Below are 15,097 nucleotides of genomic sequence, written 5' to 3'. Positions count from 1 at the left end.
GCTACCAAGGGTATGACATCAGGGCTGGCGGGAGACACCAAGGGAAGGAACACCCATGACCACCACCGGCTCCAAGGACCAGGTCCTCATCTTCGATACCACCTTGCGCGATGGCGAACAGTCGCCCGGCGCGTCCATGACGCTGGAAGAAAAGCTCCAGGTGGCCGAACTGCTCGACGACATGGGCGTCGACATTATCGAAGCCGGTTTCCCGATTGCCTCCAACGGTGACTTCGAGTCCGTGCGCGAGATCGCCAAGCGCTCCAAGCGCTCCGTCATCGCCGGTCTTGCCCGCGCCATCCACGCCGACATCGACCGCTGCGGTGAGGCGGTGCGCTTTGCCGAGCGCGGCCGTATCCACACCTTCGTCTCCACCTCGCCGATCCATCTGAAATACCAGATGAACAAGACCGAGGACGAAGTGCTGGCCATCATCACCGACACGGTGACCCGCGCCCGCAACCTCATCGACGACGTGGAATGGTCGGCCATGGATGCCACCCGCACGCCGATCGAATATCTCTGCCGCACGGTGGAAGCCGCCATCAAGGCCGGTGCCACCACGATCAACCTGCCCGATACGGTTGGCTATTCGACGCCGGACGAATACCGCGACATGTTCGCCCAGATCCGCAATCGCGTGCCGAACGCGGACAAGGCCATCTTCTCGGTGCATTGCCACAATGACCTTGGCCTCGCTGTTGCAAACTCGCTGGCCGGTGTGGCTGGCGGTGCCCGCCAGATCGAGTGCACCATCAACGGCCTCGGCGAGCGCGCAGGCAATGCGGCGCTGGAAGAAATCGTCATGGCGATCCGCACCCGCTCCGACATCTATCCCTATGGCTGCAACGTCGAACCGAAGTTCCTCACCCGCGCTTCCAAGCTGGTGTCGGCCGTTTCGAACTTCCCCGTGCAGTACAACAAGGCCATCGTCGGCAAGAACGCCTTCGCACATGAGAGCGGCATCCATCAGGATGGCATGCTCAAGAATGCCGAGACCTACGAGATCATGCGCCCCGAGGATGTTGGCGTGAAGGCCACCTCGCTCGTCATGGGCAAGCATTCCGGCCGCCATGCCTTCAAGGACAAGCTGAAGGAACTCGGCTACGAGCTTGGCGACAACGCCCTGCAGGAGGCTTTCCGCCGCTTCAAGGATCTCGCCGACCGCAAGAAGAACGTCTACGACGAGGATATCGAGGCCTTGGTCGAGGATGAAATCTCCACCTCCGGCGAAGGCGCCAAGGTGATTGCGCTGACCGTGATTGCCGGAACCGGCGGTCCGCAGAAGGCAATTCTCACCATGGACATCGATGGCCGCCATGAAACGAAGGAAGCCACGGGCGACGGTCCGGTGGACGCGACCTTCAAGGCCATCCGCGCCATCTGCCCGCACAACGCCACCCTGTCGCTCTATCAGGTGCATGCGGTGACCGAGGGCACGGATGCGCAGGCGGAAGTCTCCGTCCGCCTCGAAGCCAATGGCCGCATCGCCACCGGCAAGGGTGCTGACACCGACACGCTGGTGGCCTCTGCCCGCGCCTATGTGGCGGCGATGAACCGCCTGAACCTGCGCCAGCAGTCCACCAATCCGGGCGCGCTCAAGGCCAGCTGATCCAGCGCAAGCCTGACTTTCTGAAAACCCGGTGCTGCACCAGCGGCGCCGGGTTTTCCATTTGATGCTCTGCAACAGGGAAAAACTGCTGTGCCTGCTGGCGGCCTTGATCCAGAAGCAAAGCGTGCCATGCTGCGGCTCAAATCTGCCAGCCCGGAGGAGCCAGCCATGATTGCCGTGATCTTTGAAGTCGAACCGCATGCGGAGCATGTCTCCGCCTACTTCGATCTTGCAGGCTCTCTGAAAAGCGAACTGTCAAAGATCGACGGCTTCATCTCGGTGGAGCGCTTTGAAAGCGTCACCACGCCGGGCAAGTTCGTTTCCCTGTCCTTCTGGCGTGATGAGGAAGCCCTTGCCGAATGGCGCAGTCTTGCCCGGCACCGAGCAGCGCAGACGGCGGGACGGACCCGCATGTTCGCGGGATACCGCCTGCGCGTTGCCGCCGTCATCCGCGATTACGGCCTTGAGGAGCGGTCCGAGGCCCCGGAAGACAGCCGCGCCCTGCACGGCTGATGCTTCATCCGGTCGCCACCAGCCGCCGCAGAGATGGATTGAGGATCTGGTAGGCATCGCAGGGCCGCCCTGAGGACCAGCGGGTCTCCCGCCAGCCGAGGCCAGCCCGGTGCAGCACCTTGCGTGCAGCCGCATTGCCGCGAGCAACGAGGCAGATCAGATGGCTGTAGTAGGTGTTGAGAAAGAACCAGTTCACCAGCGCCGGAGCAAGTTCACTGGCGAGCCCCTGCCCCCAGTGAGCTCGGCCGATGACAATCTCCATGCTGATTTCGGAGGTCGGTTCATGTGGCTCGAACCCGGCCCTGCCAATGAAGGTGCCGTCCTTGGCCAGAACCTTCCACATGCCGAATCCCTGCAACGCATGGCTGGTGACGTAATCAACCAGCCGGCTCGCCAGCCAGATATCGTCCGGCACACGCTCTGCAAAGCGCCGGCTTATGTCGAGATGAGCGTTCACTTCCGGATCTGCATGAAGCGTCTTCAGCTCATCCAGATCGTCCGGCATGAAGGGTACGAGGCGTAAACGGCTGGTCGCCAGTACGGTATCCTGCATCGCGCATTCTCCCTTCGTCCTCATCGTTATTTTTGACGGGACGAGGAGATAGAGAGCGAATGTGCACTTTAAAGGGCTGTTTGACGACAATCCGGCGACAGTTTGCAATCTTCTTTATAACCATCAGAAATCATTAATAATTTCCCGCAGCAGCATATCCACCCCCTGCCCTTGAGGGTCGCGCCGTGGCCAATTGGCGAGTTGTCCGCGGAAAAAGGTCTCCTGCCGCTTCGCATATTGGCGGGTGGCCACGGTCAGGGCGAAATGGGCCTCGTCCCGGCTGCATTCCCCGCGCAGCAGCGCACCAATCTCGGCAATGCCGATGGCCCGCATGGCTGGCAGCGTGTCCGGCAGCCCCAGCGCCAGCAAGGCCTCTACCTCGGCGAGGCCTTCCGGTGCCAGCATAAGTTCGGCCCGCAGCGCAATGCGTGCATGCAGCCAGGGACGCGGCGGAGCGAGAACCACTTTCACCAGCCCTTCTGGCCCCAGCAGCGGCGCACCGTGCGCTTCGGCCTGCCAGTCTGCCAGCGTCCGGCCGGTGCCCAGCGCCACCTCCAGCGCTCTCGTCAGGCGCTGCAGATCCATCAATCGCTCAGCCGCTTCGGCATCCAGAGGTGCAAGCTCTGCCCGCACAGCAGCAATGCCCCCATCAGCCGCCAAAACCCGGCAATGCTCCCGAATGGGCGCGGGAATCGATGGCACCTCGGCAAACCCCTGCGTCAGCGCCCGGAAATAAAGCCCCGTGCCGCCCACCAGCACCGGCAGCTTGCCGTCTGCCCGGACAGCCTCGATCGCTCCGCGCACCAGTTCGAGATAGGCCCCGGTCGAAAAGGCTTCGCTCGCAGGAAGGCAACCGTAAAGCCGGTGCGGCACCAGTGCCTCTTCTTCGCTGGAAGGCCGGGCCGTCACCAGCCTCAGCTCGCGGTAAAGCTGCATGGAATCGGCATTGATCACCACACCATTTGCGGCACGTGCCAGTTCAATGGCCAATGCCGACTTGCCGCTGGCCGTCGGCCCGGCTATCAGGATCGCAGTTTTCGCTGTTCCGGCCATGTTGCTCCGGTCTTCTGCCCTTTCAAGAGGTTCACCGATGCCGTCTCTGGTTGCCACGCTCGTTTCCAATCCGGCTTCCCCGGCCCTTGATGATACATTTCTGGCCGAAGCCGCCCGCCTGCTGAACAGCGCCGTCGCTCCCGCTCTTCTTGCTCCCGGCGTTGCCGCAGATCTCTCCGTAGGGCTTGATTTGCCTGCCCGCGAGATTGATGCCAAGCTGCGTGCGCTTGTTGGCACACGCCCGGTTGACGTCTTTGTGCAGCCTGTCGAAGGCCGGCGCAAGCGGCTGCTGATCGCGGATATGGATTCCACCATGATCGGGCAGGAGTGCATCGACGAGCTAGCGGCGGAACTGGGCCTTAAGGACCATATTGCCGCCATCACCGAGCGCGCCATGCGCGGCGAAATCGAGTTTGAGCCCGCCCTGCGCGAGCGCGTCGGCCTGCTCAAGGGCCTGCCGGTCTCAGCAGTTGCAGATGTGCTCGACAAGCGCATCACGCTGATGCCTGGAGCCATCTCTCTGGTGCGCACGATGAAGGCCAATGACGCCTATTGCGCGCTGGTCTCAGGTGGTTTCACGCTGTTCACCGGCCCGGTGGCGGAACGCATCGGCTTTGACGAGAACCGCGCCAACATTCTGGAGCATGCGGACGGCAAGCTGTCCGGCACCGTGCGCGAGCCGATCCTTGGCCGCGAAGCCAAGCGCGAGCGTCTGGAACAACTGGTGGCGGAGAAGGGCATTCCCTTCGACGAGTCCATGGCCGTGGGTGACGGTGCCAATGACCTGGCCATGATCGCCCGCGCTGGTGTGGGCGTTGCCTATCATGCCAAACCCAAGGTGGCCGCCGAAGCCGACATGCGCGTTGATCACGGTGACCTGACGGCGCTCCTGTTTCTTCAGGGTTACCGGCTGCAGGACTTCGCCGCCTGAGATGTCTGCTTCCCAGCCGCGCCCTGCTCAGGCAGGGATACGCACCGGCATGCCGCTCGTATCGAGAAGTTGCTGAACATCAGCCGCTGGCATGGGACGTCCAATGAAGAAGCCCTGTGCCTGCGAACAGCCTTCCCGGCGCAAGGCGTCGAGCTGTGCGGCCGTTTCAACGCCTTCTGCAGTGGTTTCAATCCCGAGACTGGCGCAAAGGCTGGTCACGGCACGCACCACCGCCCGCTTGTCCTCGCCCTCATGAATGTCTTGCACAAAGGCCTTGTCTATCTTCACCTTGTCAAAGCGGAACTTCTGAAGGTAGCTCAGACTTGAATAGCCGGTGCCAAAGTCATCCATGACAATGCGCACCCCAAGGCTTCGCAGTTCTTCGAGGATCGTGAGCGTGGCTTCCGTATCCTGCAGCAGCACGCCTTCCGTAATCTCGATCTCCAGACGGCTCGCCGGAAGGCCTGATGTGCCAAGAGCGGCCAGAACATCCAGAACCAGCGTACGCGTGCGGAACTGGACCGGAGATATGTTGACGGCCACCCGCACGTCTGACGGCCAGCTGGAAGCTTCACGGCAGGCCTGTTTCAAGACCCAGGCGCCGATTGTGCTGATCAGCCCGGTTTCCTCTGCAACGGGAATGAACTCACCAGGAGGAATGTTGCCGCGCTCAGGATGCGTCCAGCGGATCAGGGCTTCGAAACACGCCACCTGACCATGGCTGAGACCATAGAGCGGTTGATAATGCAGCTGGAACTGCCCAGCCGCCAGAGCCGAGCGCAAGTCCAGCTCAAGTTCCCTGCGCTGCTGGATCTGCGCATCCATTGCCACCTCGAAGAAGCGGTGAATGTTGCGCCCGTCCTGCTTGGCGCGGTACAGCGCCATGTCCGCATGCATGAGAAGCGTGTCCGCGTCTTCTCCATCCTGCGGGGAAATGGCAATGCCGATGGAAACCCCGACGAAGATGCACTGCCCGCCGATATCAAACGGCTGGCCAATGGCGTCGATGATCCGATCCGCGATCTCCGCAGCCTGCGCGGGGCTGCGGCGGCCATGTAGCACGATGGCGAACTCGTCACCGCCCAGCCGCGCGATCAGGTCTTCTTCGCCAATCGCCTGCCGCAACCGCGCAGCAACTTCAACAAGCAGCTTGTCTCCAACAGGATGGCCAAGCGTATCGTTGACCGTCTTGAACTGATCCAGATCGAGATAAAGCAGGGCCGTCGGCTGGCCCGTCGCAAGGCTTCGGGCGACATATTCCTCGGCCTTTTCCCGGAAAAGGATACGATTGGCAAGGCCGGTCAAGGCGTCATGAAGGGCAAGGTGCGCAATCCGCTGCTCCTGCCGCTGGCGCTCCGTCACATCTTCATAGACGGCAACTGATCCGCCTTCTTCCGTCCTGGCGATAGTCACCACGATAGTGCGTTCGTCCCGCACCTGTACGATACGTTTGCGAGTCACCTGCAGCCCGGCAGCAAGCCTCTGATCCTGCGGGCCTTCATCGGCAATCACCTGTGCCCCCTGCCCAATGCAAGCCGCAACGACCCCGGCACGCTCTGTGCCCGGCAGGACCGCCTCTTCCGGCAGATCAAACAGAGCACGGAAGTTGCCATTGGCGAGGATCACCCTGTCATCCGGCCCGCACATCAGGATTCCTTGCGGAATGCTCTCCACCGCAGAAGACAGCCGGTCAAACTGCTGTTTTACCTCTTGGCGCGAGGAAGCCAGAAGATCCTGCCGCGCGGCCTCCAGAGACTGGATCAGCCCATCAAATGCGGCCCCCAACTCTCCGATCTCATCCGGGCGCCGGATGAGATCCTCCGGAACAGGATGAATGGCATTTCCCGATTCCTTGAGGGCCCTGGCGTGGCTCGTCAGGCGTTCCACCGGCCTTGCCACCGCAACACCAAAGGCAAACACGGCGCCGATACAGGCAAAACAGGCAAAGGCAGCCACGGCAAGAATGGTGAACATCCCGGCTTCAATACGCCGGCTGATCATTGCCGAAGTTTCCTCGTTCTGCTCCCTTGCCCAAACGGCGAGCCGTTGCACAGCCTTCGTCAACCGGTACTCAGAAAGGCGCAGCAGGCGCATGACATCAGTGCGGGCCCGGTCGATCGTCATGGCCTGCTGCAACACTGCCTCAAGCGGACCGCCAGCATTCATCTCATTTGAGACAGCGTGAAGGGCATCACGCAACGGGCGCGTCCGGGGAAGAGAAGACTGTGCCTCCAGCCATGGCATCAGTTGACGGGAGACTGCTCCGATCCTCTGAGCCGCAAGATTCTGGTTCTGAAGCGCCTCACCAAGATTGCGCGTGCCTGCCGCGTACCAATCCCCCAGCAGGCTGTCGTCGAAACGCTCCACTTCCTTGCGCAAGTCATAAGCAAGGCGGATGACTGGCCAATTCTCCACCATGGCGGAACCGAGTTGCGCACGCGCAGCCTCAAGCCCACCAGCTTTGCCGATCATCTCGCGCATGCTGCGCTCATCAAGCGCGACAGCACCGTCGATCTGCTCCAGCAGCCTGTCCAGCGTTGCGTTCATGCGCTTGAAACTGAAGTGGATACGCTCCTCAACCCGCCTGAGCTCTCGAGAGTTCAGAATATGCTGATCGCAGACAGCGAGGACCTCTCCCTGGATCTTCTTGAAATCATCGCGCGCCCGGATTGCGTCCTGTCCAAGAGACTCGAGATTCCGCTGGCGGATCGACACTTCAAGCGCATCAAACTCTGAATAATCGACTGAGCGCAGATTGAAGGCCGCAAGTGCGGGGTCTCCGCCCGTGCGGAAAAAACACTCATCAATCAAGGTCCGCGAAAGGCCGGCAATCTGCTGGACGCTGGCCGTTGCACGAAGGGCATCCACGTAGAGCGGGCCAGTTGCCTGGCTCATCAGGTTCATCCCGCCGGAGACCGCCTGCATCTGACGGATGCTGACCAAACCAAGGCTTAGGATGAGGAGAACAAGGACACCGCCAAAACCAGCGACAGCAATACGCAGGCGCTGAAACCGCAGGAGGACAGGTATTGAAAACCAAAAGCGCATCCAAAACCCACCCCAACTGGATTTCCTGCCTCAGACAATGCCACTCCAAACATCACCAGCGCCAATCCAGTCTGGCGCAGCCGGTAAAGCCAACCCTCGACAAAGGGAACACTCGTATAAATTGCTATACGTTTGGTAAAAGACATACGGAAAACACAAAATAACGCAGCGTCAATAATGACAATCCCGCAGGGCGGCGACACTCATCGGTTGCGCAACAAAAACAAGGGGTGCGGAACAGGTCCGCACCCCTTGCCGGCAAAGATACCAGGAGCTTGAATCTACTTCTGTTCGTCAATCCTCACCGGAATGAAGCGCAGCTCCCCATTCGGGTTGGCCAGCAGCAAAAGCGCCGACTTCCGGCCATCTTTTTCAGCTTCTCGACCTGAGTGGCGACTTCCTCGGGCGTCTTGACCGGTTCCTGGGCAACTTCCTTGATGGTGTCACCGGCCTGAATGCGCTTTTCCTCAGCGGAACTACCGGCGACGACCTCCGTCACCACAACTCCCTGAACTTCGGCATTGATCTGATACTTCTCCCGCAGAGCGTCATCGAGGGTAGCCAGCTTCATGCCCAGCACTTCGCTGGTCTTCTGCTCTTCCTCCGCCGGCTTCTTGTCGTCCTCAGCTGCACCCGAAGCATCCGCCTCCTCCAGGCGGCCGAGCGTCACCTTCAGGGTCACACGCTCGCCCTTGCGCAGCACTACAATGTCCACTTCTTTGCCGATGGCCGTGTCGGCCACCATGCGCGGCAGGTCACGCATCGCCGGAACGGGCTTCCCGTCGAACTCGACGACCACATCGCCAGGCTGGATCTTGGCTGCGGCAGCCGGACCATCATCAGACACACCAGCAACCAGCGCGCCCATGGCCTTTTCCATGCCCAGGCTCTCCGCGATCTCGTCCGTCACTTCCTGAATGCGCACGCCAAGCCAGCCGCGACGGGTCTCGCCGAACTCACGCAGCTGCGCAATCACGGCAGTGGCCGTGTTCGAGGGAATGGCAAAGCCGATACCAATCGAGCCGCCCGACGGGGAGATGATGGCCGTGTTGATGCCGATGACCTTGCCATTCATGTCGAACAGCGGGCCACCCGAATTGCCCCGGTTAATGGCCGCGTCCGTCTGGATGAAGTTGTCATAGGGACCGGCATTGATATCGCGCTTGCGGGCAGAAACAATGCCAACCGTTACGGTACCGCCAAGGCCGAAGGGATTGCCGATGGCCATCACCCAGTCGCCAACGCGGATCACCTCGCTGTCGCCAAACTCGACCGCCTTCAGCGGCTTGGCGGGCGTCACCTTGAGAACAGCCAGGTCGGTCTTTTCATCCACTCCGATGACTTCAGCTTTCAGCTTGGAGCCATCATTGAAGTTGGCCGTGATTTCGTCCGCATCCTCAATCACGTGATTGTTCGTGATGATGATGCCCTCGGCGCCATCAATGACGAAACCGGACCCGAGCGACTGGACGCGGCGCGGCGAACCGCCGCCCTCGCCTCCCTCTCCGCCTTCATCGTTATTCTGGCGGTTGAAGAATTCGTCAAAGAACTCCTGGAAGGAGAGCCTTCCGGCAATTTCGGGATTGGGATTGAGCGCCGGGCCTGCACGGTCTGCTCGGTGGAGATGTTCACCACAGCATCGGCAAGGCCTTCCGCCAGATCGGCAACGGAGGCTGGCCCCTGTGCGAGAGCAACATGCGCGGGCGACACAACAACAAAGGCCGTCAGCATCGCTGCGGCTGCCATGCGGGCTCCGCGAGAGAAATGTTGAGCTTTGAAAATACGGGCCATCGGCCGCTTTCCTCCATACCATCGGGCGGGCAAATGCCCGGATCATGAAATCACTCTAACGATATAAGCAAACATGGCGCCAGTTCGACAGCAATCGGACTGGCGCCATGACATTTCCGAGAGGTGGACAGCCCTTCAACCGCGAACCAGCCAGATGACAAATACACCGGCAGCCAATGCGGCAAGGCCAACTCCGCGCAACACGCTGTCATCCAGATCAAGCATGCTGCGCAGCATCGCTTTCATGCGCCCTGGCGCCAGCGCGTAGAGGGTTCCCTCCAGCGCCAACGCCAGGGCAATGGCTGTTACCAGATCGCTCATTGCCCCGCAGGTGCAGCACCTGCAGCTGGCACCGCCGCAGCTGCCGGAACTCCGGCCGGATCATTGAAGTACCGGAAGAAGCTGGAGTCGGGCGAAAGGACAAGACTTGTCTGCCCCGCCTTAAGTCCCGCTTCATAGGCTTGCATGGAACGGTAGAAGGCAAAGAAGGACGGATCCTGGCTGAAAGCTTCGGCGAAGATGCGTCCGCGTTCTGCATCACCGTCACCACGCAGAATTTCCGCATCACGGCGGGCCTCTGCGATCAGAACCGTTGCATCACGGTCAGCACGCGACCGGATACGGCGGCCCTGCTCTTCACCCTGGGCGCGGATTTCGGTCGCTTCACGCTCACGCTCGGTCTGCATGCGCGAGAACACGGCCTGACTGTTGGCTTCCGGCAGGTCTGCACGGCGGATCTTCACATCCACGACTTCAAGCCCAAGATCGGCAGTCGCAGTCGTTACCAGGGTGCGGATCTGCGTCATGATCTGGGAGCGGTTGTCACGCACCACGGCCGTAAAGGTCGAACGGCCCAGCTCGTCACGCAGCGCGCCCTGAAGCAGCGTCGAAAGGCGCTGGTTGGCGGCATTGATGTTGTTGACGCGCTGATAGAACTTCACCGGATCGGAGATCCGGTAACGGGCGAAGGCATCCACCACCAGACGCTTCTTGTCCGAGGCAATGGCTTCCAGCGGCGGCATGTTGAAGTCCAGAATGCGGCGGTCGATATAGACCACGTTCTGGACCAGCGGGATCTTGAAGTGCAGACCGGGCTGCTGGGTGGCAGAGATCACCTTGCCGAACTGCAGCACAAGCGCCTGCTGCGCCGGGTTGACGATGTAGATTGACAGGTACAGAGCCGTCAGCGCCAGGGCGACAATGACCCCGAGAAAACCGAGAACACCGTTCTTCATTACTGCTGTCCCCCGCCGTTACGCACTGCCGGCTGCTGCGGCTGGCTGGTTCCCCGGCCCAAGAGATCATTAAGCGGCAAGTAAGGCACCATGCCCTCACCAGCCTTCTGGTCGATGACGATCTTGGCATTGCTGCCAAGCACCCGCTCCATCGTTTCCAGATAGAGACGTTCGCGGGTCACGTCCGGGGCCTTGCGGTACTCTTCATAGATCTTGGTGAAGCGCTGCGCCTGACCGGTCGCCTCTGCAATCACCTGATCGCGATAGGCGTTTGCAGCTTCGATGACACGGGCCGATTCACCGCGTGCTTCGGGCACAATGCGGTTGGCATAGGTCTGTGCCTCGTTCTGGATACGCTCCTGGTCAGCACGGGCGGCCTGCACGTCGCGGAAGGCATCAATCACCTGCTGCGGCGGATCAACCTTCTGCATCTGCACGCTGACGATATCGATACCCGCCTGATACTGGTCGAGCGTCGTCTGCATCAGGTTCTGCACGGCAACCTGAATCGGTGCGCGGTTCTCCGTCAGGATCGCATCGATGTCCGAGCCGCCAACGACTTCACGCATGGCGCTCTCGGCCACGGCCTTCACCGTGCCTTCCGGATCCTGAATGTTGAACAGATAATTGGCCACGCCCTCGGTCGTGGTCTTGATGCGCCACTGAACCTTGAAGTCCGCATCAACGATGTTTTCGTCGCCCGTGAGCATCAGGCTTTCTTCAGGCACATCGACGGAGCGCACGGTACCGCCAGAGACACGCTCCTGCATGCCCACCGTCATTTCCTGAAGGCGCAGGACTTCCGGCTTGTACACTTCACCGATCGGATAGGGCCAGTTGTAGTTCAGGCCCGGCTGGGTCTGGCCGGTAACCTCACCCAGCACCAGTTCCACGCCCACCTGATCCGGCGCCACGCTGTAGAAGCCGGTCAGCATCCAGCCGCCCACCAGCACGACGCCAGCCAGCAGGATGCCCTTGACGCCGAAGTTGCCGCCGCCACCCGGCAGAACCGTCTTCATACGGTCCTGCGTCCGGCGCAGCAGATCCTCGAGATCAGGGGATTTCCGCCACCATTGCGATTGGGGCCGGAACCCCACGGTCCGCCATTATTGCCGCCACCGCCGCCGCCCCAGGGACCGCCGTTTCCGCCGCCCCCTTCCAGCCGCCACCGCCACCGCTCTGGTTGCTCCAAGGCATCAAGACATCCTTTTTCGGGGGCAGATTTGACTGTCCCCTGGTTGAACTTGCTGTATCTGACCTGCTGTGGGTTATAGGAAGGTTAGCGGCCGCTGACAACGCGCAGCCTCCGGAGCCTCCCCAACTCAGCCGGATTCAGGTTTATCACCCGGGACATGGGTGCCAAGACCCGGATTTTCAAGGCTTTGCGACGCCTAAGGTTACGCTGTGGCCGCGGCAGGGCGACGCATATCCACGTGCGGAATTCCATCCTCCAGATAGATTTCTCCGGCCGGCTCAAAACCATGGCTGCCATAGAAGCGCTGGAGGTGGGCCTGTGCAGAAAGCTCAACCGGCACATGCCGATGTTCTGACGCCGCCCAGGCGAGTCCTGCCGTCATAAGGTGATCCCCCAGCCGAAGCCCGCGCGCGTGCGGCGCGACAACAATACGGCCCAGGCGCACGAAGGGCTCTTCCGCAGAAGGCGCAAAGGCACGCAGATAGGCGGCAAGACGCCCCTCAGCATCCGTCAAAAGATAGTGAAGCGCCTCGGGATCGCGGCCGTCGATTTCCGGATAGGGGCAGTTTTGCTCCACGACGAACACGTCAACGCGCAGCCTCAGGACCTCATAGAGCACCGCAAGAGGAAGTTCATCGAAACAGAACCAGCGGCAGGACCAGCCGTCGGGCAACTCCCGCACCATCATGGTCATACTGCGGTCCTCCGGCGGTATGTTTGGAAGGTCACATCCGCGCTGTCCTTTTCACTGCGCTCTCCAGCCTGCTCTGCCGCAAGCTGCCAGACATCGCGATCGACCGCAGGAAACACGGTATCCCCTTCGGGAGAAGCATGAACGCGGGTCAGCTCCAGCCGGTCCGCATGGGCCATGGCCTGTGCATAGATCTGACCGCCTCCGATGATCATAACTTCTGCCGCACCGCTTTCTGCCGCCAATTTGCCGGCAAGTTCCAGCGCAGCGTCGAGGCTGTCCACCAGATGCACTCCTTCCGGCAGATCAATCGCCTGCCGGGAGATCACCACATGCGGACGGCCCGGCAACGGCTTGCCGAGGCTCTCAAAGGTCTTGCGGCCCATCACCACCGGCTTGCCCAGCGTCAGCGCCTTGAAATGCTTCAGATCAGACGGCAGCCTCCAGGGCATGGCATTGTCCGCACCAATCACCCCGTTAGCCGCCACCGCCGAGACAATCACCGTTTCCAGCATTTTTCCGCCTGCGCTGATCATGGTTTCACCGCCCCAACGCCTTCAGGCCGAGATCCGGCTGATCGGTGAAAAAGCCATCCGCCCCGGCTTCGAGCACTGTCAGGCGCACCAGCTCGTCATAGCTGGGCGCAAAGGACGGCAGGCGGTCGGCGCGCAGCGTATAGGGGTGAACGGCAAGGCCAAAGGCCTTGGCATCGCGCACCAGCGGCGTCACTTCGGCCACGCCGTCCTTGTTTTCATCCGTCAGAACCTGCGTCAGCGACGGCCCCAGCCCATTCGCAACTTCTGCAATGGCAGCCAGCCCTTCCGGCGTCTTCAGCCAGTCGTAGTTCGTGCCTGGCGCCATGTTCCAGCTGTTTTCCCCCAACAGCTGCACCAGCTTGCCCTTGTAGCCCAGTTCCTGCCGGACGCGGCGGATCTCGTTGAAATCAAAGGACTGGAGATAGACCTTGGCATCAGCTCCGGCGAGGTCATGAGCCTCAAGCACAGCAATCACCGCCTTGGCCAAATCCTGCCCCTCGTCCCGGTGGAAGGCAGGAGACTTCAGTTCCGGGTAATAGCCAAACGTCCGGCCGCTCGTCTGCGAAAGCCCCTTTAGGAAGACTATTTCCTCTTCCAGAGTTGGCACGGTCAGTCCCGTTTTCACCCGGGGAAAGCGGCCTGGAAACGCAGGCTCCCTTTTGCGGTTCACCCGCTCCATCACCTGAAGCCGGCGGATTTCCTCTAAGGTGAAGTCGATGGCGTAATGCAGACCGTCCGCCCGCGCCCGGCCCGGAAACACGTCCGCCACATCCGTGGTCGCATCCAGCGTGATGTCATGCAGAATGATGGGAACACCATCCTTCGTCAGCACCACATCCTGCTCGATGTAATCCGCCCCCATGCCCACAGCCAGTGCCTTGGCAGCCAGCGTGTGTTCCGGCAGATAGCCGGAGGCACCGCGATGGGCGATAACAAGGGGTTCTGCCATTGCAGAGCCCGCCATCAGGACGAGGCCGAGCAGAGTGGCAGGCAGAAACTGGTAAGGACGGCGCATGGCGTCTCCTTTTATGTGTCAGGCAGAACGTGGGCGAACCGCCATCCGGTCAGACGGCAATCGGCGCCTTGATTGCCGGATGCGGATCATAGCCCGACAGCTGGAAATCCTCATAGCTGAAGGCGAAAAGATCGGTCACGTCCGGGTTGAGCGTCATCACCGGCAGAGGGCGCAGCTCACGGCGCAGCTGCTCGCGCGCCTGATCGAAATGATTGGCATAGAGATGCGCATCCCCCAGCGTATGGACGAAATCGCCCGGCTTCAGCCCACACACCTGCGCCACCATCATGGTCAGCAGCGCATAGGAGGCGATGTTGAAGGGTACGCCCAGGAACACATCCGCCGAACGCTGGTAAAGCTGGCAGGACAGACGCCCTTCCGCCACATAGAACTGGAACATGGTGTGGCACGGCGGCAGCGCCATTTCGTCCACCAGCGCCGGGTTCCAGGCGGAGACGATCAGGCGGCGCGATTCAGGATTCTTGCGGATCATTGCCAGCACATTGGCAATCTGGTCGATGGTCCGGCCATCGGGTGCTGGCCAGGAGCGCCACTGCGCCCCATAGACAGGGCCCAAATCGCCGTTCTCATCAGCCCACTCGTCCCAGATGCTGACGCCATTGGCTTTCAGATAGCTGATGTTGGTGTCACCGGCGAGGAACCACAGAAGCTCGTGGATGATCGATTTGAGATGCAGCTTCTTCGTCGTGACGACCGGGAAGCCCTCCTCCAGATTGAAACGCATCTGGTGGCCGAAGACCGAGCGCGTTCCGGTGCCCGTCCGGTCGCCCCGGTCGATGCCTTCATCCAGAATGCGCTGCATCAGATCGTGATATTGCTGCACGTGAATGCCCGCCCGCTGTCCAGTTGCGCGTCTGTGCCTGTTCTGGCCCGCCCCGGTCTGAGGCGCAAGGATTCATTACG

General features: G+C 61.2%; 13 protein-coding genes and 2 pseudogenes. 3 read left to right on the top strand and 12 right to left on the bottom strand.

The features are described 5' to 3' along the window. The first annotated feature begins 55 nt into the window (after positions 1-55). Positions 56-1,612, top strand: coding sequence for a 2-isopropylmalate synthase (locus ACQB61_RS04800; protein WP_430511708.1), 1,557 nt, complete (start codon positions 56-58; stop codon positions 1,610-1,612). Positions 1,613-1,780: 168 nt separating this feature from the next. After that, the gene (locus ACQB61_RS04795) at positions 1,781-2,125 is read left to right on the top strand and encodes an antibiotic biosynthesis monooxygenase family protein (RefSeq protein ID WP_430511707.1); all 345 of its coding nucleotides are present in this window, start codon (positions 1,781-1,783) and stop codon (positions 2,123-2,125) included. A gap of 4 nt (positions 2,126-2,129) precedes the next feature. Here ACQB61_RS04795 and ACQB61_RS04790 read toward each other — a convergent pair whose 3' ends face one another. Together ACQB61_RS04790 and miaA are read right to left on the bottom strand one after the other, a co-directional pair. Continuing rightward, the gene (locus ACQB61_RS04790) at positions 2,130-2,678 is read right to left on the bottom strand and encodes a GNAT family N-acetyltransferase (protein ID WP_430511706.1); all 549 of its coding nucleotides are present in this window, start codon (positions 2,676-2,678) and stop codon (positions 2,130-2,132) included. Between the two features lie 123 nt (positions 2,679-2,801). After that, positions 2,802-3,731 carry a tRNA (adenosine(37)-N6)-dimethylallyltransferase MiaA gene (miaA, locus tag ACQB61_RS04785; RefSeq protein WP_430514297.1) on the bottom strand — a complete coding sequence of 310 codons (930 nt, stop codon included), beginning with the start codon at positions 3,729-3,731 and terminating at the stop codon, positions 2,802-2,804. Between the two features lie 37 nt (positions 3,732-3,768). Between miaA and serB the strand changes: the two genes are divergently transcribed. Then, positions 3,769-4,662: a phosphoserine phosphatase SerB gene (gene serB, locus ACQB61_RS04780; RefSeq protein WP_430511705.1), complete on the top strand. Its 894-nt coding sequence runs from the start codon at positions 3,769-3,771 to the stop codon at positions 4,660-4,662. Positions 4,663-4,689: 27 nt separating this feature from the next. Here serB and ACQB61_RS04775 read toward each other — a convergent pair whose 3' ends face one another. From ACQB61_RS04775 to ACQB61_RS04730, 10 genes and pseudogenes are all read right to left on the bottom strand, one after another. Further along, positions 4,690-7,557: a putative bifunctional diguanylate cyclase/phosphodiesterase gene (locus ACQB61_RS04775; protein WP_430511704.1), complete on the bottom strand. Its 2,868-nt coding sequence runs from the start codon at positions 7,555-7,557 to the stop codon at positions 4,690-4,692. Between the two features lie 56 nt (positions 7,558-7,613). Then, the gene (locus tag ACQB61_RS04770) at positions 7,614-7,913 is read right to left on the bottom strand and encodes a hypothetical protein (RefSeq protein WP_430511703.1); all 300 of its coding nucleotides are present in this window, start codon (positions 7,911-7,913) and stop codon (positions 7,614-7,616) included. A gap of 78 nt (positions 7,914-7,991) precedes the next feature. Continuing rightward, a pseudogene (locus ACQB61_RS04765) lies at positions 7,992-9,501 on the bottom strand (DegQ family serine endoprotease). 135 nt (positions 9,502-9,636) lie between these two features. Continuing rightward, a complete protein-coding gene (locus ACQB61_RS04760) occupies positions 9,637-9,822 on the bottom strand; it encodes a DUF2065 domain-containing protein (RefSeq protein ID WP_430511702.1) in 186 nt (61 codons plus the stop codon). Beyond that, positions 9,819-10,736: a protease modulator HflC gene (hflC, locus tag ACQB61_RS04755; RefSeq protein WP_430511701.1), complete on the bottom strand. Its 918-nt coding sequence runs from the start codon at positions 10,734-10,736 to the stop codon at positions 9,819-9,821. Before hflC ends, ACQB61_RS04760 begins: the two co-directional genes overlap by 4 nt. Then, positions 10,736-11,933, bottom strand: a pseudogene (gene hflK, locus ACQB61_RS04750) (FtsH protease activity modulator HflK). Before hflK ends, hflC begins: the two are co-directional and overlap by 1 nt. Positions 11,934-12,133: 200 nt before the next feature. Then, positions 12,134-12,625, bottom strand: coding sequence for a GNAT family N-acetyltransferase (locus tag ACQB61_RS04745; protein WP_430511700.1), 492 nt, complete (start codon positions 12,623-12,625; stop codon positions 12,134-12,136). Further along, entirely contained in the window at positions 12,622-13,158 is a 537-nt protein-coding gene (locus ACQB61_RS04740; protein ID WP_430511699.1) for a dihydrofolate reductase, read from the bottom strand. Before ACQB61_RS04740 ends, ACQB61_RS04745 begins: the two co-directional genes overlap by 4 nt. 4 nt (positions 13,159-13,162) lie before the next feature. After that, positions 13,163-14,173, bottom strand: a complete 1,011-nt coding sequence (glpQ, locus tag ACQB61_RS04735) for a glycerophosphodiester phosphodiesterase (protein WP_430511698.1) — start codon at positions 14,171-14,173, stop codon at positions 13,163-13,165. 49 nt (positions 14,174-14,222) lie between these two features. Continuing rightward, entirely contained in the window at positions 14,223-15,017 is a 795-nt protein-coding gene (locus tag ACQB61_RS04730; protein WP_430511697.1) for a thymidylate synthase, read from the bottom strand. Positions 15,018-15,097: the final 80 nt, after the last annotated feature.

The sequence above is a fragment of the Pannonibacter phragmitetus genome (assembly GCF_050510895.1).
In the GTDB taxonomy this organism is placed as follows: domain Bacteria; phylum Pseudomonadota; class Alphaproteobacteria; order Rhizobiales; family Stappiaceae; genus Pannonibacter; species Pannonibacter phragmitetus_B.
The sequence above is the reverse complement of the archived record's forward strand: the minus strand, read 5'-3'. Positions and strand labels throughout refer to the sequence as shown.

Excerpts from the sequence above, each read along its gene's own strand:
- ACQB61_RS04745 (WP_430511700.1), bottom strand. The coding sequence starts at position 12,625 with ATGACCATGATGGTGCGGGAGTTGCCCGACGGCTGGTCCTGCCGCTGG.
- ACQB61_RS04740 (WP_430511699.1), bottom strand. The coding sequence starts at position 13,158 with ATGATCAGCGCAGGCGGAAAAATGCTGGAAACGGTGATTGTCTCGGCG.
- ACQB61_RS04760 (WP_430511702.1), bottom strand. The coding sequence starts at position 9,822 with ATGAGCGATCTGGTAACAGCCATTGCCCTGGCGTTGGCGCTGGAGGGA.
- ACQB61_RS04775 (WP_430511704.1), bottom strand. The coding sequence starts at position 7,557 with ATGAGCCAGGCAACTGGCCCGCTCTACGTGGATGCCCTTCGTGCAACG.
- hflC (WP_430511701.1), bottom strand. The coding sequence starts at position 10,736 with ATGAAGAACGGTGTTCTCGGTTTTCTCGGGGTCATTGTCGCCCTGGCG.
- ACQB61_RS04790 (WP_430511706.1), bottom strand. The coding sequence starts at position 2,678 with ATGCAGGATACCGTACTGGCGACCAGCCGTTTACGCCTCGTACCCTTC.
- glpQ (WP_430511698.1), bottom strand. The coding sequence starts at position 14,173 with ATGCGCCGTCCTTACCAGTTTCTGCCTGCCACTCTGCTCGGCCTCGTC.
- serB (WP_430511705.1), top strand. The coding sequence starts at position 3,769 with ATGCCGTCTCTGGTTGCCACGCTCGTTTCCAATCCGGCTTCCCCGGCC.
- ACQB61_RS04795 (WP_430511707.1), top strand. The coding sequence starts at position 1,781 with ATGATTGCCGTGATCTTTGAAGTCGAACCGCATGCGGAGCATGTCTCC.
- ACQB61_RS04800 (WP_430511708.1), top strand. The coding sequence starts at position 56 with ATGACCACCACCGGCTCCAAGGACCAGGTCCTCATCTTCGATACCACC.
- miaA (WP_430514297.1), bottom strand. The coding sequence starts at position 3,731 with ATGGCCGGAACAGCGAAAACTGCGATCCTGATAGCCGGGCCGACGGCC.